This is a genomic window from Mammaliicoccus sp. P-M59 (assembly GCF_022386135.1).
GTDB classification, from domain to species: domain Bacteria; phylum Bacillota; class Bacilli; order Staphylococcales; family Staphylococcaceae; genus Mammaliicoccus; species Mammaliicoccus sciuri_A.
In genome coordinates, this window is the sequence record NZ_JAJNJJ010000003.1 from 108,803 (window position 1) to 131,839 (window position 23,037).

Consider the following 23,037-nt stretch of genomic DNA (forward strand, 5'->3'; position numbering starts at 1 on the left):
TACAGCGTTCTAATTACCAGAATTCGAAATAATGGAAGTTAGAGGATTCTAACTACCACAATTCAGAATAATGGAAGTTACAGCGTTATAACTCCCACCAATCAAAACTTTCTTAATACTAAAAAAGGCAAGGACAACTTTTGTTGTCCTTACCTCGTAATTGGCTAGATCTTATTTTACGCCGGCCATTAATGTTTTAATTTTTGGACTTGCTACAAGTAAGATGATTGAAATGATGATAGCGAATATACCTGAGTATAAGAAATAATCATTTGAACTAATACTTGTATAAATTTTTACCATTTGAGCATTCAAACCTTGAGCCATAGCGTTTGATAAGAACCAAACACTCATCATTTGAGCTGTGAATGCTTTTGGTGCTAATTTAGTCGTTGTTGATAATGCGATTGGTGAAATACAAAGTTCACCTAATGTTACTAATAAGAAACTTGCAAATAACCAAACTGGGTTAATTAATGTTGATGTATCTGATAATGGAACGACCATAATAATATATGAAAGTCCTGCTAAGAATACACCTATTGCAAATTTATAAACAGTAGGTGGGTTGAATTTACCTAATTTAACCCATAATACTGAGAACACTGGTGCTAAAATAATGATGAAGAATGGGTTAAGTGATTGGAACCAAGCTGCTGGTATATTAAAATCAATTGCGCCACCTGTTAATTTAGCCATGCTTAATTGTGTCTTAGTATCTGCAAATTGTGCTAATACTGTAGAACCTTGCTCTTGAATCATCCAGAATGCTACTGCTGCAATGAATAATGGTATATATGCATATACACGTGTACGTTCATAATCTTCCGTCTTTTTACTTAATGAAATTTTTACGAAATAGTAAATTGGTAGAGCAACACCAAGTATTGAAATAAAGTTTGCGAAATTAGGCAATGTTAATTGTCCGAATAGACTTAGGATGAAACAAACAATTGCGATAATTACGACAGTGATACCAACAATTTTGACCATTTTTTTCTTTTCAGAAGATGATAATGGATCGGGTACTTCGATACCAGCTAAACCTAAATATTTCTTGTTTGTGATGAAATAAATGATTAAACCGATGAACATACCAACTGCTGCTACTGCAAAACCAGCATGGAAGCCTACGTTTACTTGTAACCAACCGATTAATAATGGTGAAATTAAAGCACCTAAGTTGATTGACATGTAGAAAATAGTAAATGCTGAATCCATTCTTGGGTCATTCTTTTCATATAATAAACCTACTGTAGAAGAAATGTTTGGTTTCAATAATCCTGTACCAATAATTAAGAATAATAGCGCTATTAATAGCAATGTAAAATTATTTGGTAGTGATAATAAGATGTGACCAATCATGATGAGTATTCCACCGTAGAATAATGCATGACGTGTACCAGTAATTCTATCAGCAATCCATCCACCGATAACACCACTCATATAAACAAGTGCACCGTAGATTGAGACGATTTGAAGTGCTAAACCTTGATCAATACCAAAGCCGCCTTTTGCTACTGAATAGTAAATGTAGTAGGCAAGAATAGCTTTCATTCCATAATAACTAAATCTTTCCCAGAATTCGGTAAGAAATAATGTAGCCAAGCCTTTAGGATGACCAAAGAAACCTGTACGTGGTGTACTTTGGATAATTTCCTCTTTAGTATAATGTTTGTTACCCATTTTTTACTTCCCCTCATAATAAACTGTATTCAATTTTATAGATGTACTTAAAATTAGCACATGTTAAATTGTAATGCTTTCGCAAAATAAACACAAGGTAAAGATTAACAATATTCTTACAATAATGACTATTAAAAATAATAGCGTCAATAGTGGCAAGGCTTAAAATAAATGTGAACAAATTTTTAAAGTTGTAAGCGTTTTCTTAATTGGTGAGTAATATGTTTTGAAATGTGAAATTTATGTATATTAAAAGCCGAGTCATGTTGAATATGACTCGGCTATATATTGAATTATTATCTGTTGTCTATATTTTCAGGATATAAATCGTGGTTCATCATACGATACTCTGCCATTTTTTCGTATTTAGAACCTGGTCTTCCATAGTTTGTATAAGGGTCTATAGAAATGCCTCCGCGTGGCGTGAATTTACCTAAAACTTCTATATAATGGGGATCCATTAATTCTATTAAATCATTCATAATAACGTTCATACAATCTTCGTGAAAATCACCATGGTTTCTAAAGCTGAATAAGTATAATTTTAATGATTTAGATTCTACCATTTTAACGTTTGGTATATAAGAAATATAAATTGTCGCAAAATCAGGTTGTCCAGTGATAGGACATAAAGAAGTGAATTCTGGACAATTGAATTTTACAAAGTAATCTCTACCTTGATGTTTATTGTCGAACACTTCTAATACTTCAGGTTTGTATTGATCATGATATTGATTGTTTTGATTCCCTAATAACGTAATATCTTTTAATTCGTCTTTGTTTCTTCCCTCTGACATTATGATTCTCCTTTATTAATTGCTTCTTTAGGTTTAGGATTTCTTTGGGCTTTCTTGAACATGTAATAGCCTGCTAAGAATATAATAATGTATCCTAGATAACTGAGTAAATCTGGTATTTCTTTAAATAAGATGAAACCAAGTATGGCACTGAATATGACAGATGCGTATACAAATATTGAAATATCTTTTGCTGCTGCGAAACTATAGGCAATTGTTATACCAAATTGACCAACTGTTGCAAAGACACCTGATAACAATAATATGATGACTTGTGAAAGTGTCATTGGTTCAAATGTAAAGATGACAAATGGAATTAATGCGACCGTAGAAAAGAATGAAAAGTAAAATACTGTTGTATATGATTTTTCACGTTGTCCTAAAGGTCGTAGGGCAGTATATGCACCTGCAGCAAAAATTCCAGATAATAAACCGATAATTGCTGGCATCATATCTGAATCAAATGTAGGCTTAATTATAAACAATGCACCAAGAATCGCTACAATCATTGCAATTACTTGATATTTGCGTGCTTTTTCATTTAAAAATATCGCGCAAAGTAGTATAGTCCAGAATGGGTTTAATTTCATTAACATATCCGCATCACTTAAAACCATGTGATCAATCGCATAAATATTGAGTAATACACCAATAAGTCCAAGTGTAGAGCGTAAAATGAGTAACGGTTGATTTTCTAATTTACCGAAAAATGGTGCTCTATACTTCATGACAAAGTAAATCGGTACAATCATTGCGATGAGATTTCTGAAAAGTGATTTTTGAAAAACTGGTAAGTCACCAGATAATCTGAAGAATACTGCCATTAAACTAAAACCAATCGAAGAAATGAGTATTGCAATTATTCCTTTTACTGTGGAATTCATGTAAACACCTTCTATTTTTTATCAATGAACATATATTATCATAATTCACTTTAAAAAGTATATGAATTGTTCGGTGATTGTTTTCGACAAATAAATTTTTATGAAAGCAATTTTCAAATGTTGATATAGCAACGCTTAGTCGAAACAAGAAGAAAGTCAACCCTATTTTTTTTAAAAAAATAAGGTATTATAAGTGTTATGAATCATTTAAAGTGCTATAATGAATCACATAATATAGTATGTGCTTATAAAACGTAACACTATATCTTGTGTTTTGTGCATTTGAAATAAAAATGAATAAAGTGTTCATTTTTTTGTATTTTTTATTTCATTTATACAGTTGAATAAGCATTTACATGTGGTAGGTGAAAGTTTATGAAGATAATTTATTACTCTTTAACTGGTAATGTACGACGGTTCATACAGAGAGCAGGATTGTCTGACACAATGGCTCTCACTGAGGCAAACAAGACAAATGAAATAAATGAACCATTTATAATGGTTACAGGTACAATTGGATTTGGCCAAGTACCTGATACTGTACAAGATTTTTTGAAAGTGAATCATCATAATCTTAAAGCAGTAGCAGGTAGTGGAAATAGAAATTGGGGACAGAATTTCGCGAAAGCTAGTGAAGAAATCGCGAATCAATATCATGTCCCTTTATTGATGAAATTTGAGTTACATGGTAACCAAGCTATAGCAGATGAATTTAAGGAAAAGGTGGTTAATCTCTATGAAAATGATAAACAAGCAAAAGAAAAATCATATTGAATTAAACAATAAAGTAACAAAGAGAAGAGAAGACGGCTTTTTCGATATTGAAAAAGATCAAGAAGCATTAGAAGTATATTTAGAAGAAATTGCAGAAAAAACAATTCAATTCAATGATCCTATTGAACGCTTACACTTTTTAGTTGAACAAGACTTTTATTATGACTTATTTAAAGAATATAGTGAGGCATCATTAAAAGAGATTAACCAGTTTGCAGATTCAATTCCTTTTCAATTTGCAAGTTACATGTCAGCTAGTAAGTTCTTCAAAGATTACGCTTTGAAGACTAATGATAAATCAGAATACCTTGAAACATATAAAGAACACGTTATTATTGTTTCTTTATATTTAGCTAAAGGTAATGTTGAACAAGCTAAACAATTTGTTGAAGGTATGATTGAACAACGTATTCAACCTGCAACACCAACTTTCTTAAATGCTGGTAGAGCTAGACGTGGGGAGTTAGTAAGTTGTTTCCTATTAGAAGTAGATGATAGCTTAAATTCAATTAACTTTATTGATTCAACAGCTAAACAATTGAGTAAAATTGGTGGCGGTGTAGCAATCAACTTATCTAAATTACGTGCACGTGGTGAAGCTATTAAAGGCATTAAAGGTGTCGCTAAAGGGGTATTACCAGTTGCTAAATCACTTGAAGGTGGCTTTAGTTATGCTGATCAACTTGGCCAAAGACCTGGTGCGGGTGCAGTATACTTAAACATCTTCCATTATGATGTATTAGAATTCTTAGATACTAAAAAAGTGAACGCAGATGAAGATATTAGATTATCTACTATTTCTACTGGTTTAATCGTTCCATCTAAATTCTTTGATTTAGCTAAAGAAGGTAAAGATTTCTATATGTTTGCACCACATACTGTTGAACGTGAATATGGTGTGACACTAGATGATATTAATCTTGATGAATATTATGATGAGCTAGTTGCAAATCCTAATATCATTAAAAAAGCTAAAGATGCACGTGATATGTTAAATACAATTGCTCAAACGCAATTACAATCAGGTTATCCTTATTTGATGTTTAAAGATAATGCGAATAAAGTACATCCTAACTCTAATATCGGACAAATCAAAATGAGTAACTTATGTACAGAAATATTCCAATTACAAGAAACGTCAATTATTAACGATTATGGAACTGAAGATGAAATCAAACGTGATATTTCTTGTAACTTAGGTTCATTAAATATTGTAAACGTGATGGAATCTAAGAAATTCCGTGATTCTGTACATATTGGTATGGATGCTTTAACAGTTGTATCTGATGATACAGATATTAAAAATGCACCAGGTGTAAGAAAAGCAAACAATGAGTTACATTCTGTAGGTTTAGGTGTTATGAACTTACACGGTTTCTTAGCTAAAAACAAAATTGGTTATGAATCAGAGCAAGCTAAAGACTTCGCAAATGTCTTCTTCATGATGATGAACTACTATTCTATTGAACGTTCAATGGAAATTGCGAAAGAAAGACAAGAAACATATGTAGATTTCGACAAATCTGATTACGCTTCAGGTAAATACTTTGAAAAATATATCCAACAAGATATTAAACCTGAATACGATAATGTTGCGGCATTATTTGAAGGTTTCGATATTCCAACTGCAGAAGATTGGAAAGCATTAGCAGAAGCTGTTAAAGAACATGGTTTATACCATGCATATAGACTTGCTATTGCACCAACACAAAGTATTTCATATGTACAAAATGCGACAAGTTCTGTTATGCCAATTGTTGACCAAATTGAAAGAAGAACATATGGTAATGCAGAAACATTTTACCCAATGCCATTCTTATCACCTGAAACAATGTGGTATTACAAATCAGCATTTAATACAGATCAAATGAAATTAATTGATTTAATTGCAACGATTCAAGAGCATGTAGACCAAGGTATTTCTACAATTTTATATGTAAATTCAGAGATTTCAACACGTGAACTTTCAAGATTATACGTATATGCTCACCATAAAGGCTTAAAATCACTTTACTATACACGAAATAAATTATTAAGCGTTGAAGAATGTACAAGTTGCGCAATCTAATCAATTTAATTAAGATAGGAGATCTAATATGAAGGCAGTAAATTGGAATACACAAGAAGATATGACGAATATGTTTTGGCGTCAAAACATCTCACAAATGTGGGTTGAGTCAGAATTTAAAGTATCTAAAGATATAGCAAGTTGGGAAACATTAACAGAACCTGAAAAAAATGCTTTTAAAAAGGCATTAGCTGGTCTTACTGGATTAGATACACATCAAGCTGATGATGGCATGCCTCTAATCATGATGCATACGAAAGACTTACGTAAAAAAGCAGTGTATTCATTTATGGGTATGATGGAACAAATACATGCGAAAAGTTATTCACATATATTCACGACATTATTACCATCTAGTGAAACAAATGAATTATTAGATAAGTGGGTTGTTGAAGAACCACACTTGAAATATAAATCAGAAATGATCGTAGGTAATTATCATAAATTATGGGGTAAAGAAGCTTCAATTTATGATCAATACATGGCTAGAGTATCAAGTGTGTTTTTAGAAACATTCTTATTCTACTCAGGTTTCTACTATCCATTATATTTAGCTGGACAAGGCCGTATGACAACTTCAGGAGAAATCATTCGTAAAATTTTACTAGATGAATCTATCCACGGTGTATTTACTGGACTAGATGCACAAAGTTTAAAAAATGAATTGTCACAAGACGAACAAATTAAAGCGGATAGAGAAATGTATCGTATGCTTGATTTACTTTATAAGAATGAATACGAATATACAAAAACATTATATGATGAAATAGGATTAACAAATGATGTTATGAACTACGTAACATATAATGCGAATAAAGCATTAGCTAATTTAGGCTTTGAACCATATTACGAAGAAAAAGCGTTCAACCCAATTATTGAGAATGCATTAAATACAAGTACTAAAAACCATGACTTCTTCAGTGTTAAAGGTGACGGTTATGTACTAGCATTAAATGTAGAAGCACTTAAAGATGAAGACTTCATCTTTGATGAAAAGTAAAATATTAAGTAGTAGTCTAGGACATGTATCTTGTCCTAGGCTATTTTTTATGAGAAATCAAAAGTTAACATATTTTTCAATATTTATTGGAATTTATGTGATATTTATTGTTTATAATGAAGATAATATATTGAAAGGTGGGTTATATTCATGAAAAGAATATTACTAGGGGTATTAACTGTATTAGTTATTTCTGTGCTAGCAGCATGTGGAAATGATAAGAAAGAGGATGAGCACCATCATTCAGAACATAAGTCTTCTGATAAACCTCAAGCTTTGGAAGTCGCTTTAGATGTGCCTAAAGAAGCTAAAAGTGGTGAAGAAGTAGAGCTTTCTGCAAAAGTGACACTTGGTGATGAAAAAGTAAAAGATGCAGATGAAGTGATGTTTGAAATCGTTAAAGATGGGGATAAAAAATCTTCAGAAATGAAGAAAGTAAAAGAAAATAAAGATGGTGTGTATACTTTAAAATATAAATTTAAAGAAGCGGGCCAATACAATGTAACAAGTCATGTTACTGCTAGAGATCAACACACAATGCCAAACAAAGACATTAATATAAAATAATTATAAAAGAGTGATGGAATTTAATTCCATCACTCTTTTTTATAAATAGCATTGCATTTAGCCATATTCTTCATTACAATAGAGATAATGATAATCGTTATCAACTAAAGAGAAGTAGGGTGTGACATGGGAAAGTTTTTAATGCGTTTAGATGTTTTGATTATATTATTAGTAATTGCAACGTTCTTCTCTATTTTTATAGGTGTTTCAGAAGTAAAACCTTTACATATATTAAATTTAACTGACGAACAGAAGAACATTTTAGTGTCGAGTAGAATTCCGAGAACAGTCAGTATTATTATCTCAGGGAGTTCATTAGCTATTTGTGGACTGATTATGCAACAGTTAACAAGAAATAAATTCGTTTCTCCAACAACTGCAGGGACAATGGATTGGGCGAGATTAGGTATATTAATTTCTCTTATCGCGTTTCCAGAAGCCAATATACTACTTAAATTATTATTTGCTACATTATTAAGCTTATTTGGAACAATGCTATTTATGCAAATTCTCCGTAGAATTCAATTTAAAGATGTTATTTTTATACCGTTAGTTGGTATCATGCTCGGAAACATTGTGTCGAGTTTTTCTTCTTTTGTTGCATTACGTACAAATGCTGTACAAAGTATTGGTAATTTTATGCAAGGTAATTTCTCAATCATTACAAGTGGTAGATATGAAATTCTTTACATTAGTATTCCGTTATTGATTTTAGCGTTTATATTTGCGAATCAATTCACGATTGCTGGTATGGGTAAAGATTTCAGTGTGAATTTAGGACTTAATTATCAAAAAGTCGTCAATATTGGACTTATCATTGCATCAATTATTACAGCACTTGTTGTTGTAACAGTTGGTATGATGCCATTCTTAGGATTAATTATTCCTAACTTAGTTTCAATATTCAGAGGAGATCATTTGAAAAATGCATTGCCGCATACAGCAGTATTTGGTGCATTGTTTGTGATGATTTGTGATGTTATTGGAAGATTAATTATATTCCCTTATGAAATTACAATTGGTTTAACAATAGGTGTTATTGGTAGTTTCATATTTATAGTATTGCTGATGAAAGGACGTTCTAGAAATGCTCAATAAATTAACCCCCGTACATAAATTAATCCTTTTATCTGTGTTAACGCTATTAATTGCAGCACTTTATTTACTTTATAACATTAATCCTAATATATTGGAGTACCAATTAACCGGACGTGTTAGAAAAGTTATCGCAATGTTATTAGTAGGTGGCAGTATTGCAGTTTCGACGGTTATTTTCCAAACAATCACAAATAATAGAATTTTAACACCATCCATAATTGGTTTAGATGCAGTCTATATGTTTATTAAAACGTCTTTAATATTTTTATTTGGTTCAACATCGACTGTCGTACTCAATAATCATCTTAACTTTTTAATTACATTGGTAGGTATGATTCTATTTAGTTTATTCTTATTCCAAATATTGTTTAGGTCTAAAGATCAAAATGTATTCTTCATATTACTACTAGGTATTGTTTTTGGAACCTTCTTCTCAAGTTTATCTAGTTTTATTGAAATGATGATAGATCCTGAAGAATTCTTATCAATACAAAGTGCAATGTTCGCAAGCTTTGGTGCAATAAATGAAGGTTTACTTACGATATCAGGCATTGTTTTATTAATTATGATATTCATTGCTTTTAAGATAAAGAACTACTTAGATGTATTGTCATTAGGGCGAGATCAAGCTATTAACCTCGGTGTTAATTATACAAATGTGACGAGATGGTTGATGGTTATGGTTGCACTACTTGTCACAATTTCAACAGCACTTGTTGGACCCATTACATTTTTAGGTCTACTTGTCGTGAATTTAGCACATGAATTCGTCAAAGAATTCGAACATAAATACATATTACCGGCTTCAATACTCATCAGTTGGATCAGCTTATTTTTAGGTCAATGGGTCGTGGAGCACGTGTTTGAAGGTAATACAGAAATCAGCATCATGATTAACTTTATAGGTGGCATTTACTTTATATTCTTAATTTTAAAGGAGCGTAATGTAGCATGATTAAAGTCGAAGGATTAACAAAAGCTTATCATCATCATAAAGTTGTTGATGAAGTAGATATAGAAATTGAAAAAGGGAAAATCACATCATTCATTGGTCCAAACGGGGCAGGTAAAAGTACGGTCTTAGCTATGGTAAGCCGCTTAATCGATAAAGATAACGGTAAAATTACGATAGACGATCAAGATATCGCTTCAATGAAAAGTAATGAACTTGCTAAGAAACTAGCAATTTTAAAACAAGCTAATCATACAGAACTTAAGATTTCAGTAAGACAACTTGTGAGTTTCGGAAGATTTCCATATTCAAAAGGTAAATTAAAAAAAGACGATCAAGATATGATTGATAAAGCGCTAGATTATTTAGGACTCACTGAAATTCAAGATAAATACTTAAGTGAGCTATCAGGCGGTCAAAGACAAAGAGCTTATATCGCGATGACGATAGCTCAAGATACAGAATACATTCTATTAGATGAACCATTAAACAATCTAGATATGAAACATTCTGTACAGATTATGAAAATCTTAAGAAGACTTGTGAAAGAAATGAACAAGACAATCGTAATCGTTATACATGATATTAATTTTGCTTCATGCTATTCAGATAGAATTATCGCGATCAAAGAAGGTAAAGTTGAAATCGCTGGTATTAAAAACGATGTTATTTGTGAAGATGTATTACGTGACATTTATGACTTAGAAATTAAAATTCAAGAAATTAATGGTCAACGTATTTGTGTCTATTTTGATGATGAATACATCGAAGAAGAAGAAATTAAAACATTAGCTATGTAGCAAAATTGATACCACATTGAAAGGAGTGATGTTTGTAGTTTGTTGGGCAATAGGGTTTTGGACACATAATTTATCATAATATTTGAAGGAGAGACATCGATAATGAAAAAAGTTTTCAGTTTTATTTTAATTGCAGTATTGTCAGTTGTACTTGTAGCATGTGGAAGTAATTCAAGTAGTAAAGAAAAATCATCAAAAGATGATACTAAGAGTGAGTCTAAAACAGTAGAAATCCAATCGAAATATCAAGTTCGTGGAGAAAAGAAAGATGGCAGTGATTCAAAAACTGTAGAAGAAAAAGTAAAAGTACCTGTTAACCCTAAAAAAGTTGTAGTATTAGACTACGGTGCTTTAGATACAGTTGAAGCTTTAGGTGCTAAAGATGCAGTTAAAGGTGTACCTAAAGGTGAAGGTGGCGCATCATTACCAAAATTCTTAGATGCATTTAAAGGTGACGACATTGTAAACACAGGTTCAGTTAAAGAAGTAAACTACGATAAAGTTGCAGAAATTCAACCAGACTTAATCTTATTCTCTGGTCGTACAGCTGGCACTGAAGTACAAGATGAATTGAAAAAAGCAGCACCAGATGCAGCACGTTTATACATTGGCGCAGATGATAACAATTACTTAGAATCAGTAGAAGAAAACACAACTAACTTAGGTAAAATCTTCGACAAAGAAAGCAAAGCAAAAGAATTAAATGCTGATTTAGATAAAAAAGTAAAATCTGCTAAAGATAAAGCTAAAAAATCAGACGACAAAGCAATGTACTTATTAGTTAACGAAGGTGAATTATCTACATACGGTCCAGGAGCTAGATTTGGTAGCTTAATCTTTGATGTATTAGGTGTTACACCAGTAGATAAAGATATTAAAGCAAGCAGTCACGGACAACCAATCAGTTATGAATATATCAATGAGAAAAACCCTGGAATCATCTATGCTATGGACAGAGGTCAAGCAATCGGTGGTAAATCAACTGCTAAGCAAGCATTATCAAATGATGTAATTAAAGATGTAGATGCAGTTAAAAACAATAAAGTTGTTAACGTAGATGCACAATTGTGGTACTTAGCTTCAGGTGGCGTAAGAACAACTGAAAAACAAGTAGACGAAGTTATTAAAGGTTTAGAATAATAACATAAGAGAAGCATGGGACGCGATGTCCCATGCTTTTTTTCGCTATTAAAGTGTAAATAAGGGAGTTTGTTAGTAACACTTTATGAGAGAAGTGTAAATAAGAGGTGCGTTAGTAACACTTTGTGGGAGAAGTGTAAATAAGAGGTGCGTTAGTAACACTTTGTGGGAGAAGTGTAAATAAGAGGTGCGTTAGTAACACTTCGTGGGAGAAGTGTAAATAAGAGGTGCGTTAGTAACACTTCGTGGGAGAAGTGTAAATAAGGATGCTGTTAGTAACAATTTATAGGAGAAGTGTTACTAAGATTTTAACTTAATTAGAAATATAGAATTGTTTTTTAGCGCTGACTCCTGCGGGAACAGCATGATTCGAAGACTACAGGCTGAGAACATGCCCGCGGAAAGCATGCGCAAAAAATACCATAAAAGTCTAAGACTCCTTCAACATAAGAAAAGCATGGGACGCGATGTCCCATGCTTTTTTACTTATTCTAAAGGTTCTCCGATGATTCGAACTTCTCTTTTAAGTTCTACACCAAATTTTTCTTTAACCACTTTTTGAACGTGTTTAATGATGTTCTCATAGTCTGTAGCAGTTCCGTTATCAACATTAACGATAAATCCAGCATGTTTGGTAGAAACTTCTACACCACCTATTCTATGGCCTTGTAATTCAGCATCTTGAATAAGTTTACCTGCGAAGTGGTTTGGTGGTCTTTGGAACACACTTCCGCATGAAGGGTATTCTAAAGGCTGTTTATCTTCACGACGTTGTGTAAGATCATCCATAGTCGCTTGAATGGAATGAATATCACCATCTTGCAATTTAAAAGTTGCTTCTAGTACGACTAGGTGTTTACGTTGAACAATACTTGTACGATAGTCCAATTCTAAGTCTTCACCTTTAATGATATGCAACTGACCAGTATCATCGACTGCTTTAATATGGTCGATACAATCTTTGACTTCACCGCCATATGCACCAGCGTTCATATATACTGCGCCACCGACAGATCCAGGTATACCACAGGCAAATTCTAAACCAGTTAAATGGTGATCTCTAGCACGTCTTGAAACATCAATAATTGCTGCACCGCTTCCACATGTAATAGATTGATTTTTCACCGTTATTTGATCGAATTGTAATAAGCTTATAACAATTCCTCTTATACCACCATCACGGATGATAATATTAGAACCATTCCCCAAAAATGTAAGTGGAATTTGATTGTTATAAGCAAATTCTATTATCTTTTGTACTTCTGTATAAGAAGTAGGTGATAAGTAGAAATCTGCATTGCCACCAGTTTTTGTGAAAGTATATTTTTTAAGTGGCTCATTTACTTTTATAAGGGATTTTGGGAGAAATTTAGAAAGCTCCTCCAAAATTGTATGATTCTCCAACGCACGACGTCCTTTCTGTATTATGCTCTCACATTATTATATCAAGATTTATCATCTTAAGCGAATGGGTTATTTTTTATGTTTTTGAACAAGTTGTTGAAACCATTTTTGTTTTTGAGCTTCGTAATCTTTTATACTATTTGCTTCAAGTAAAGCAGCTTTCTTAAATGATTCAAATGTTTTTATGACATCTGTATCATTTGTTAAAAGTGACTCTACAGTTAAATAATCATATAACATTTGATTGTTTTGTTCAACAATATGTAAACGTGCTGTTTGCTTCAAGCTTATCATGTCTTGGAATTGAGCCATCATGACTTTTTTATTGTAACCATTATGTAATCGATATATGCGGTGATAATTGAGTCTTTTTTCATCAAGGCTTGTTATATCGTGAAGAGACTTAACTGTAACAAGTACATCTACGATAGGTTCTGTAACATATTGTGTTTGTTTCGTACCACCGATATGGAATACATCTATCACTGGCGTATCAAGTAAATGTATTAATAATTGTTGAATACTTTCAAAATTTAGTTTAAAATCATCTGATGATTGTAGTTGAATAAAGGGTTGTGGAAGTTTAAGCATAATAGCTCCTTTCTAAAATCCATGCATGAATATACTATATAACATTTTCATTATCCATGAAATTATGTATAATACAAGTGAAACAGGGGTGCAATGATGAAAATTAAATTATTTTATTTAATGATATTTGTTCTTGTTTTAATTATTGCAGCTTGTGGTAACGAATTACATTCAGATCTTCAAAAGTATAAAAGGGAAATGAAACCTATTTATAAAAAAGAGAATTCAATTCTGAAAGATATAGATAAATTAAGATTAAATCAGTTAGATCAACTTATTGGTACGGAAGTAACAGTTGAAAAACGCAAAGAATTGAATGAACTTCAAGATAAACTTGAAAAGCAAATTATACCTGAAGTTAAAGATCTTAGTAAACAAGCTCATAATATAAATGTAAGCACAAATGAGGTTCAAGATGCTCATAATATTTACATGAGTAATATAGCAAAGAAAGAAAAAACGTTAGAAGAATTAAATGAGTACATTTCATTATTTAAACAATCCATCCAATCTAATGAGAAAATATTAGACTATACAGATGTATTCGAACAGAATAAATCAGATGCAGAGAAAAATGCTAAATTAGCTAAAAATAATCCTGAAGATAAAGAAGATTATGATGCACTTGTTTCTGTTATTGATAAGAATAGTGAAGAATTAAGTACGAAAGCTAAATATTTAAATGATACTCAAAATGTGCAAGATAGAGCGGACTATATTGAGAAAGATATTATCCCGCTATTTTCTAAAAACATTAAATCACTGAATCAAACGAATATTTCATCTAAACGTGTTAATGAGATGAGACAAGCTCAAATTGAAGTGTATTATACTTTAATTAATTACTATAAAGAACGTAAAAAAGGTATTCTTATTGAAGATAAACTTCAAAAAGTCCAAGTACAAAATGGCGTAAGTTCGCAATTTAGTTACTTAGGTAAAGATGAAAAGTACAACAAAGCGATAGATAGACTAGATAAATAAAACACACCAAATACATTGTTTTATGTAATCGGTGTGTTTTATTTTATTGCTTATCAATTGTATCTTTAGGTTTGTCTTTGTTGCGCTTTGATAAATATATATTTTTACCTATAAGTGAAATGAACCATATAGAAAATGCTATTACAAGAATATACGATAATGCAGGTTGGTTTTTAAAATCAAATAAAAATAAGACAGAAATAATAAGTAAACATGCATTGATCGTATCAATCATACCCCATCTTTTAATAAGTACGGGTGAAGTATTTTTGGACAAATTTCGCACCTCCTTAATATATATAAACAAGTATACCAAAATTGTCTTGTGGTTAATATTATAGATTACGGGTAAAGATAATAAAGATAATTATTAAAAATAGAATTTGCCATATAAATGGATAAATGATATAGTGTTCAATTGTATTGGTTAAATTATGATAGAGGTGAATTAAAATGGTCGTGAAATTAACTTCCATCGATCAATTTGAAAAAGTACTCAATGATAATCCAAACGTATTTGTTATGAAACATAGCAGTACTTGTCCTATTTCAGCAAGTGCATATGATCAATTTAACAAATTCTTATATGAAAGAGATATGGATGGTTATTACTTAATTGTTCAAGAAGAAAGAGAATTGTCTGATTATATAGCTGATAAAACTGGAATCAAACATGAATCCCCACAAGCATTTTACTTTGTTAATGGTAACGCTGAATGGGATGCAGATCATGAAAATATCACAGTCGCAAGTTTATCGAAAGCAGAAGAGTAAGTGAAACATATGCAAACAGTCTGATTGGACTGTTTGTTTTTTGTTAATTGAAGTAAAAAACAGTATAATGAATTAAGATAAAAAGCATGAGGTGAAAATTATGAGAGTATTAGTTGCGATGGATGAGTTTGATAGTATTTTATCTAGTTACCATGCAAATCGATTTGTCGAAGAAGCAATAAAGTCTCAATTTAATGAAGCAGATATAGTACAAGTCCCATTATTTAATGGTCAAAGAGAAGTTATAGATTCAGTATTATTATGGCAATCTGGCACTAAATATTCAGTGGATCATCATGACGCTTATATGAGACCAAAGTCGTCTTCATATGTAGTAACAGAGAAAGATATCATCGTTATAGAAGCGGGTAAAGTCTTAACGTCAAGTGAGGATATTATTAAACCACTTGAAACTTCATCATTTGGACTAGGAGAAGTGATTTTAGAAGCGCTGAATGAAGACAGCAAAGAGATGCTAATTTCAGTCGGTGATGTTGCGAGTTACGACGGTGGACTTGGTATGTTACAAGCATTAGGTGCTAAATTCTTTGATGCTGAAGGTAGTTTTATAGATGTTAGTAAAGGTGCTAAATGGATTAAATATATAAGAACAATTGATTTATATGATTTAGATAAAAGGTTAAAAGATAAAAATATCAAAGTGATAACAGACTTTGAATCGAAGTATTATGGTAAGAATAGTCGCATCATGAAAGAGCAAGCAATCAATCAAATTGCTGTTGAAGATGCTGTCTCAATTGATAATGCTTTATGGTATATAAGTGAACTATTTAAGAGCCAACATAAAATCTTATTAGGTAAAGAAGAACGCGGTGGTGCAGGAAGTGGCTTAGCTGCCTTGTTTAATAGTCTATGGGACGCGCAACTTGTTACAGGTGGAGATGTCGTAAATGAGCTTACTTATTTAGATAAGTTGATTGAACAAGCTGACTTAATCGTATTCGGTGAAGGTTTGAAGCCTAATCAACAATTGTTAGAAACGACATCTGTTAGAATTGCTGAACTTTGTAATAAATATCAAAAAGTAAATATCGCGATATGCGCAACAGATGAAAAGTTTGATCAATACTTAGAACAAGATGTAATAGCAATGTATAAAGTATTTAATAAAGATCAATATTCAATGAGTGATTTAGAATTAGGTATAGCTTTAAGACATTTAACAACACAATCGCTAAGATTATTAAAAGCTAATATATAAAAATAAGAGCCTGAGACACTGTAATTGTCTCAGGCTCTTATATATTGTTTTAAGACTGTTGTTCAAATTCTGATACGATACCGACTATCGTATGTACTGCTTTTTCCATAACATCAATAGAAGCATATTCAAATGGTCCGTGGAAGTTTGCGCCACCTGTAAATAAATTAGGTGTTGGTAATCCCATGAATGAGAGTTGTGAACCGTCTGTACCACCTCTAATAGGTTCAATAATAGGTGTCATACCTAATGATTTAATAACTTTCTCAGGTATGTTTACAAGTTCAGGTTGTGGCTTGATTTTTTGACCCATATTGTAATACTGATCTTTGATTGTTACAGTAATCAATTCTTGATCATATTTATGATTTAATACTTTTGCGATATCTAATAAATGATTTTTTCTACGTTCAAACTGTGCTTTATCATGATCACGAATAATATATTGTAGCGTTGCTTTCTCAACAGTACCTGACATATCAGATAAATGATAGAAGCCCTCATAGCCTTCAGTATGTTCAGGTACTTCATCACTAGGCAATTGATCATTAAATGCCATTGCTAAAGTATTAGCGTTAACCATTACATCTTTAGCAGAACCTGGATGTACGTTTACACCGTTAACTTCAACAACTGCAGAAGCGGCATTAAAGCTTTCGTATTGTAATTCGCCTTCTAAACTACCATCTAAAGTATAAGCGAAATCAGCGTTAAATCGTTCAACATCAAAATGATGTGGACCTCTACCAATTTCTTCATCTGGTGTAAAGCTGAATCTAATCTTGCCATGTTTAATTTCAGGATGTTCTAATAAGTAAATGATCGCTTCCATAATCTCAACGACACCAGCTTTATCATCAGCGCCTAGTAAAGTTGTACCGTCTGTTGTCATCAATGTATGACCAATCACTTTTTCAAGTTGTGGGAAAGTCTTCGTGCTTAATACTTTGTCAGTATTACCGAGTGTAATATCTTCTCCGTTATATTGCTCTACAATAACAGGATTAACATTTGATGCATGGTAATCTGGAGACGTATCAATATGTGCCAATAACCCTATAGTAGGTACATCCTTTTCTGAGTTTGACGGTAAAGTGGCCATTAAATACCCTTTATCGTCTACGTCAACTTCAAGATTTAATGCTTTAATTTCTTCTTCAAGCATACGGATTAAGTCCCATTGCTTTTCAGTAGATGGTGTACTTTCACTTGCTGCATCAGCTTGTGTATCTACTTTTACATATCTTGTTAATCGATCAATTAGACGTTGTTTCAAATTGCTCGCTCCCTTTACATCTATTTACGTTATTTATTATACGCTTTTTTGTTTCTTAGAAGCAAAAGAATGCTTTGCTCTGACATAGATTTGAAAAATGATTTCAGAACATAAAATACCAAACGCGATTGCACCAGAAATAAGTGTCGCTTGTAGTGTTGTATTAATCGCAACATCATAATTGTTGATAACTAAGTTTTTAGTTGCATCATATGCTAAGCCTCCTGGAACAAGAGGGATAATACCGGCAACTATAAAGATAATCATTGGACGCTTGTAATAACGACTCATTATATGACTCATTAACGCTAAGGCAAAGCTACCATAGAATGATGCTTGTACTTTATCGATGCCAAAGTCTAACGAAATGGTATAAATCATCCAGCCCATCGCACCAACAATACCACATGCTATTAATAGTCTCTTAGGTGCATTAAAAATGACAGAGAAAAATAACGTTGCGGTAAAACTTAACAAAATTTGATATATATAATCTAACATTTAAAGCACCTCCTTAACTAAGTAGTAATACGATTGCGACACCAGCACCAATAGCAAATGCCGTAAGTGCCGCTTCTACACCTTTAGATATACCTGCAAGCAACTGTCCTGCCATTAAGTCTCTGATTGCATTTGTAATCAAGACACCTGGTACAAGTGGCATAACAGAGGCGATTGTAATTAAGCTTAAATTAACGCCAATAAAGAAATTCACGCTAATGGTTGCGATTGTAGCAATAATTAATGAACTAATAAATTCTGTGAAGAATTTAATTCTAATCGTATTATGGACGAGGGACATCGTTAAATATCCAACACCACCTGCAATGAATGAAGGGATGACTTCAGCTTGTTTACCACCAAACATTGGTAAGAAACAGGCTGATGCTATCGCTGCAGCTAATACTTTTAACCAAAATGGAAATTGTAATGAAGCATGATGTAAATGGATCAGTTCTGATTTAGCTTCATCTATCGTGAGTTCATTGTTAGCTATCTTACGTGATATTTGATTTGTTAAAGAAATTTTCTCTAAATCTGTCGTACGTTCATCTATTCTAATCAGACGTGTATTTGTTCTGTCATTAAGCGAGAATATAATCGCAGTAGATGTTACAAAGCTATGTGTATTTTCTAAACCATAACTTGTAGCGATTCTTGCCATTGTATCTTCAACTCGATATGTTTCTGCGCCACTTTCTAAAAGTATGCGACCGGCAGTCATGACAACATCAATGATTTTATTTTCATCTATAATCGTGAAGTCTTGTATCTCTTCCATAGTAACCTCCAGTTTCGTATTGAATTTTATGTAAATAATCAAATTAAAAACAATTCAACAAAAAACATAGAATTGCTAGAGGCAATTCTATGTTCAGTTTATAACTTAATAATTGGATTGAACATTACTTTGTTTTGACCTTGTAATTTGGCTTCATGTAACATATCATCCGCATCTTTAAATACGCGACGTTTCGATTTGTTATCTTGTTCACTTAAATAGCCTACACCTATTGAAACAGATAGTTTAATTGTTTCTTTGTTAGGTAAGTGGAAAGTAGATTGTTGAACGCTATCTCTAATACTTTCCGCTAATTTAATAGCACTATCTAATGTTTCGCCAACAAGAATAATTGAAAATTCTTCTCCGCCGTTACGAAAAGCTTTAACATCTTTAGGTAAATAGTTGATTAACAATTGCGACATTTGTTTTAAGACCGCGTCTCCAGCCTTATGAGAATACGCATCGTTCACGTCTTTAAATCCATCAATATCAATCAATAATAATGCCATAGATTGGTCTTGTTCAGTTATTTGTTCAGTCGTCTTATTTAAATAACGATCGAATTCTTTAACGTTTCCTAAACCTGTTAAGTAATCAACGGATTCTTCATTTTCATATCTTGAAATTAAATTTTTCAAGATCCAAATGTCTCTATAAACACTTGCACTAATAATACTTAGGATAAAGGAAACTGGCACAAGAAACAACCATTCATTGAGCCATGCATCAGGATTTAAAAAGATAAGTGTTATCGCAATAATCATAATGCTGATTAAATACAATAATTGAATACTCACGAAATCACTTTGTTTAAGAAAAGGACCTATCATCCCAACAACAATTGCAATAATCAGTAAATGGATATCTTCTAAAAATGGTGTACCCATTACAAATATGTCAAATAGTACAATAACTACGGCACTTAAAACAGAATAAAATAAATTAGTAAATCTTCCTAAGAAGAGAATAGGTATAAAACTTAAAGAGAATGCATAGTCATGATACTGTATAGGATTAGATATTAATAATATTGAAACACCCGTCATTAAGATGGTGATATAATTTTGTGAAAAAGTCACAGTTCTCGTTTCGCTATATTGTATTCGATGGTATAGATAAAATGCTGCAATAGTTACAGATATATTGAATATAATTGCTTGTATCATTTAACACCATCCTTCATTTAGTAAGCCATATGATATTGTAATCTATTAGATTGCTTTTGTCACGATATAACAGGTTATTTTGTTAAAAAAGTTTCTTTTTTCACATGTTTGCGTATAAAGCTAGTTTATACGTAAAAATATTTGATTTCAAAAATGTGGTATACTATTGTTTTTATAGCATGTAGAATGAAATTTTGATATTCTAGAAGTAATGTTTTAATCAAATTCGGTGCAACTACAAAATGAAGGTGACTCAATGTTTACTTTACAACTAATATTACTAACTATGATTGTAAGTTTAATACTAACACCTTTAGTTATCGTTCTTTCTATTAAAATTGGTGCTGTTGATATGCCAAACGTTAGAAAAGTTCATACTAAACCCGTATCAGTATTAGGTGGCTCAGTCATTTTAATATCTTTTCTCATCGGTTTATGGTGGGGGAAACCAGTAGAACATGAAACAATTCCTATTATACTAGGTGCGATTGTTATCTATATTATAGGATTAGTAGATGATTTGTATGATATGAAACCACTTGTTAAATTAGCAGGTCAAATTGCTGTATCTTTAATCGTCGTTTTTAACCACGTTACATTAGATTTTATTACATTACCATTTGGTGTTGTAATTGAATTTGGAATCTTTAGTATTCCAATGACAATCTTCTGGGTTGTTGCAGTAATGAATGCAATCAACTTAATAGACGGTTTAGATGGTTTAGCTTCAGGCATATCATGTATCGCTTTAGTAACAATAGGATTTATCGCAATATTACAGCAGAACATCTTTATCATGATGATATGTAGTGTGTTAATAGGATCATTATTAGGATTCTTAGTATTTAACTCACATCCTGCTAAAATATTCTTAGGTGACAGTGGGGCATTACTATTAGGTTATATAATCGGTGTGTTATCACTATTAGGCTTTAAGAACATTACATTAATATCGCTATTCTTCCCAATGGTTATACTAGCAGTACCATTCATCGATATGTTATTTGCAGTAATACGTAGACTACATAATCGTCAATCTATCGTTCAAGCAGATAAATCGCATTTACACCATAGATTATTAGATTTAGGTTATACACATAGGCAAACCGTCATATTAATCTATATGATTGCCATATTATTCAGCATATCAAGTGTCATCCTTTATTTATCACCACCATACGGCGTATTAATGATGTTTATTATGATATTAATAACAATAGAATTAATCGTAGAATTTACAGGACTCGTAAATGTAAATTACAGACCAATATTAAATTTATTAACAAGAACAAAGTATAAAAAAGAACGCTAATGTCGATTAGCGTTCTTCTTCTTTATTATATGGAAATGGTAGTGCGATGATATCTTGTCTGTTTAATTCGTATTTACCTTGGTTGACTTCGTTTAAGAAATCGATAAATGGTTCTTCTTCTGATGCTATTACATGTATGGTGTATGTTACTTTATCTGTATATGCAGTATCTACAAGTTGATAATCAGTTTGTTGTAACTCATGCTCGAAGCGTCCTGTTTGATCATAGTCTAATGTTACTTCAAATGGTATTGCCTCTAATAAAATAATTCTGCCTACTTCTTTAATAACTTGGCTGACTGCACTTCCATATGCACGTATTAATCCACCTGCGCCTAATTTAATACCACCAAAGTATCTTGTAACGACAACAACTACATTATGGAGTTGTTGTTTTTTTAATACTTCTAACATAGGCACGCCTGCTGTTCCTGATGGTTCACCATCATCATTTGCTTTTTGGATAAGCATTGTAGGACCGATAACATAGCTAGAGCAATTATGTGTTGCATCATGATGTTCTTTTTTCTTTTGTTGTATGAATGCTTTCGCTTCTTCTTCAGTTTCTGCAGGATGAATGCTCGCGATAAATCTCGATTTATTAATGACAATTTCAGTTTCATGTGCTGATTTGATTGTAATTAGTCCTTCTGCCATGTTAATACTTCTCCCTTTACATCGTAATCTGTTACGATTATTATATACTATTGAAATTAGTCGGGAAAGGATTGTATGAATTGAAGAATAAATTATTGATGTTGTGCTTAGTGTTGTCTATCGTGTTAGCAGCTTGTGGATCCAAAGAGGAAGAGAAACAAACGACTGACGAAGCGGACGATAGTCAAGGTGTCCTATTAGATGAAAAAGGAAATCCGAAAGATACGATTCAAGTAAATAAAGATACTGAAAAAGCTGTCAAAGAAGCTATTGAAAAAAATAGAAAGTCTTTAAATGATGGTGATGTAGAAGCTTACATTAAAACAATTGACACAGATTCAAAACAACTAGACGTTAAAGAGGAAGAAAAAGTGTTGAAAGATACACTTAAAAGTTATAAATTTGATAAAAAAATATCCAATATTAAGTTTTTAGAACAGAAAAAAGATCAAGTGGTTGTATTCTATAATGTGGAAACAACAGCTCATCCTAAGAATGGAAGTAAAGATGAGAAAAAAACATTTAACGAAGTTGTGACGCTTGTTAAAAAGGACGGCACATATAAATTTTCTAAAATGGCACAGGCAGCAATTTAGTTTA

Annotated in this window: 24 protein-coding genes; 13 read left to right on the forward strand and 11 right to left on the reverse strand. The window is 32.0% G+C overall.

Translation table 11 applies throughout. The features are described 5' to 3' along the window. Window positions 1–171: 171 nt before the first annotated feature. The 3 genes from LQ617_RS06790 to LQ617_RS06800 form a co-directional block, all read right to left on the reverse strand. Window positions 172–1,686 carry a peptide MFS transporter gene (locus tag LQ617_RS06790; RefSeq protein WP_037588711.1) on the reverse strand — a complete coding sequence of 505 codons (1,515 nt, stop codon included), beginning with the start codon at window positions 1,684–1,686 and terminating at the stop codon, window positions 172–174. Between the two features lie 296 nt (window positions 1,687–1,982). After that, window positions 1,983–2,483: a preQ(1) synthase gene (gene queF / locus LQ617_RS06795; protein ID WP_037588713.1), complete on the reverse strand. Its 501-nt coding sequence runs from the start codon at window positions 2,481–2,483 to the stop codon at window positions 1,983–1,985. Beyond that, the gene (locus LQ617_RS06800) at window positions 2,483–3,367 is read right to left on the reverse strand and encodes a DMT family transporter (RefSeq protein WP_037588714.1); all 885 of its coding nucleotides are present in this window, start codon (window positions 3,365–3,367) and stop codon (window positions 2,483–2,485) included. Before LQ617_RS06800 ends, queF begins: the two co-directional genes overlap by 1 nt. A gap of 375 nt (window positions 3,368–3,742) precedes the next feature. Between LQ617_RS06800 and nrdI the strand changes: the two genes are divergently transcribed. The 8 genes from nrdI (at window position 3,743) to LQ617_RS06840 (ending at window position 11,766) form a co-directional block, all read left to right on the forward strand. Continuing rightward, entirely contained in the window at window positions 3,743–4,141 is a 399-nt protein-coding gene (gene nrdI / locus LQ617_RS06805) for a class Ib ribonucleoside-diphosphate reductase assembly flavoprotein NrdI (protein ID WP_037588716.1), read from the forward strand. Beyond that, window positions 4,104–6,209 (forward strand): class 1b ribonucleoside-diphosphate reductase subunit alpha, encoded by a 2,106-nt coding sequence (gene nrdE / locus LQ617_RS06810; RefSeq protein WP_107576950.1) that lies wholly within the window; start codon window positions 4,104–4,106, stop codon window positions 6,207–6,209. The genes nrdI and nrdE overlap by 38 nt, the downstream gene beginning before the upstream one ends. Before the next feature lie 28 nt (window positions 6,210–6,237). Next, the gene (gene nrdF / locus LQ617_RS06815) at window positions 6,238–7,209 is read left to right on the forward strand and encodes a class 1b ribonucleoside-diphosphate reductase subunit beta (RefSeq protein ID WP_025905415.1); all 972 of its coding nucleotides are present in this window, start codon (window positions 6,238–6,240) and stop codon (window positions 7,207–7,209) included. 150 nt (window positions 7,210–7,359) lie between these two features. Continuing rightward, window positions 7,360–7,776, forward strand: a complete 417-nt coding sequence (locus LQ617_RS06820; RefSeq protein ID WP_025905416.1) for a FixH family protein — start codon at window positions 7,360–7,362, stop codon at window positions 7,774–7,776. Between the two features lie 126 nt (window positions 7,777–7,902). Continuing rightward, complete coding sequence (locus LQ617_RS06825; protein WP_025905417.1) at window positions 7,903–8,874, forward strand: ABC transporter permease; 972 nt, start codon at window positions 7,903–7,905, stop codon at window positions 8,872–8,874. After that, a complete protein-coding gene (locus tag LQ617_RS06830) occupies window positions 8,864–9,829 on the forward strand; it encodes an iron chelate uptake ABC transporter family permease subunit (RefSeq protein WP_126476668.1) in 966 nt (321 codons plus the stop codon). The genes LQ617_RS06825 and LQ617_RS06830 overlap by 11 nt, the downstream gene beginning before the upstream one ends. Continuing rightward, on the forward strand, window positions 9,826–10,626 hold the full coding sequence (locus LQ617_RS06835; protein ID WP_204252723.1) for an iron ABC transporter ATP-binding protein: 801 nt from the start codon (window positions 9,826–9,828) through the stop codon (window positions 10,624–10,626). Before LQ617_RS06830 ends, LQ617_RS06835 begins: the two co-directional genes overlap by 4 nt. Window positions 10,627–10,728: 102 nt before the next feature. Continuing rightward, window positions 10,729–11,766: a ferrated catecholamine ABC transporter substrate-binding lipoprotein SstD gene (locus LQ617_RS06840; RefSeq protein ID WP_159315307.1), complete on the forward strand. Its 1,038-nt coding sequence runs from the start codon at window positions 10,729–10,731 to the stop codon at window positions 11,764–11,766. A gap of 486 nt (window positions 11,767–12,252) precedes the next feature. Here LQ617_RS06840 and murB read toward each other — a convergent pair whose 3' ends face one another. Beyond that, on the reverse strand, window positions 12,253–13,170 hold the full coding sequence (gene murB / locus LQ617_RS06845) for a UDP-N-acetylmuramate dehydrogenase (RefSeq protein WP_025905421.1): 918 nt from the start codon (window positions 13,168–13,170) through the stop codon (window positions 12,253–12,255). Window positions 13,171–13,239: 69 nt separating this feature from the next. Then, window positions 13,240–13,761: a GrpB family protein gene (locus LQ617_RS06850; RefSeq protein ID WP_159315306.1), complete on the reverse strand. Its 522-nt coding sequence runs from the start codon at window positions 13,759–13,761 to the stop codon at window positions 13,240–13,242. Window positions 13,762–13,857: 96 nt separating this feature from the next. On the opposite strand from LQ617_RS06850, the gene LQ617_RS06855 reads away from it, so the two are divergent. After that, window positions 13,858–14,745, forward strand: a complete 888-nt coding sequence (locus tag LQ617_RS06855) for an EMYY motif lipoprotein (RefSeq protein WP_037588729.1) — start codon at window positions 13,858–13,860, stop codon at window positions 14,743–14,745. Between the two features lie 43 nt (window positions 14,746–14,788). Here the strand turns inward: LQ617_RS06855 and LQ617_RS06860 are convergent, their stop codons facing one another. Then, window positions 14,789–15,022 carry a hypothetical protein gene (locus LQ617_RS06860; protein WP_126476664.1) on the reverse strand — a complete coding sequence of 78 codons (234 nt, stop codon included), beginning with the start codon at window positions 15,020–15,022 and terminating at the stop codon, window positions 14,789–14,791. A gap of 176 nt (window positions 15,023–15,198) precedes the next feature. Here LQ617_RS06860 and ytxJ point away from each other — a divergent pair, with 176 nt between their 5' ends. Continuing rightward, window positions 15,199–15,519 carry a bacillithiol system redox-active protein YtxJ gene (gene ytxJ / locus LQ617_RS06865; RefSeq protein WP_025905425.1) on the forward strand — a complete coding sequence of 107 codons (321 nt, stop codon included), beginning with the start codon at window positions 15,199–15,201 and terminating at the stop codon, window positions 15,517–15,519. A 100-nt stretch (window positions 15,520–15,619) separates the two neighbouring features. Continuing rightward, a complete protein-coding gene (locus LQ617_RS06870; RefSeq protein ID WP_239740044.1) occupies window positions 15,620–16,741 on the forward strand; it encodes a glycerate kinase in 1,122 nt (373 codons plus the stop codon). Window positions 16,742–16,790: 49 nt separating this feature from the next. On the opposite strand, the gene pepT is transcribed toward LQ617_RS06870, so the two are convergent. From pepT to gdpS, 4 genes are all read right to left on the reverse strand, one after another. Next, the gene (pepT, locus tag LQ617_RS06875; RefSeq protein WP_239740045.1) at window positions 16,791–18,017 is read right to left on the reverse strand and encodes a peptidase T; all 1,227 of its coding nucleotides are present in this window, start codon (window positions 18,015–18,017) and stop codon (window positions 16,791–16,793) included. Between the two features lie 36 nt (window positions 18,018–18,053). Continuing rightward, the gene (locus LQ617_RS06880; protein ID WP_025905428.1) at window positions 18,054–18,518 is read right to left on the reverse strand and encodes a threonine/serine exporter family protein; all 465 of its coding nucleotides are present in this window, start codon (window positions 18,516–18,518) and stop codon (window positions 18,054–18,056) included. A gap of 13 nt (window positions 18,519–18,531) precedes the next feature. Next, complete coding sequence (locus LQ617_RS06885; RefSeq protein WP_037588735.1) at window positions 18,532–19,299, reverse strand: threonine/serine exporter family protein; 768 nt, start codon at window positions 19,297–19,299, stop codon at window positions 18,532–18,534. Window positions 19,300–19,397: 98 nt separating this feature from the next. After that, window positions 19,398–20,468, reverse strand: coding sequence for a GGDEF domain-containing protein GdpS (gdpS, locus tag LQ617_RS06890; protein WP_037588737.1), 1,071 nt, complete (start codon window positions 20,466–20,468; stop codon window positions 19,398–19,400). Window positions 20,469–20,724: 256 nt separating this feature from the next. Here gdpS and LQ617_RS06895 point away from each other — a divergent pair, with 256 nt between their 5' ends. Continuing rightward, window positions 20,725–21,780, forward strand: coding sequence for a glycosyltransferase family 4 protein (locus LQ617_RS06895; protein ID WP_037588739.1), 1,056 nt, complete (start codon window positions 20,725–20,727; stop codon window positions 21,778–21,780). A gap of 6 nt (window positions 21,781–21,786) precedes the next feature. Here LQ617_RS06895 and LQ617_RS06900 read toward each other — a convergent pair whose 3' ends face one another. Continuing rightward, window positions 21,787–22,437, reverse strand: a complete 651-nt coding sequence (locus tag LQ617_RS06900) for a YigZ family protein (RefSeq protein WP_206166384.1) — start codon at window positions 22,435–22,437, stop codon at window positions 21,787–21,789. 80 nt (window positions 22,438–22,517) lie between these two features. Here LQ617_RS06900 and LQ617_RS06905 point away from each other — a divergent pair, with 80 nt between their 5' ends. After that, window positions 22,518–23,033, forward strand: coding sequence for a hypothetical protein (locus LQ617_RS06905; RefSeq protein WP_025904519.1), 516 nt, complete (start codon window positions 22,518–22,520; stop codon window positions 23,031–23,033). Window positions 23,034–23,037 lie beyond the last annotated feature (4 nt).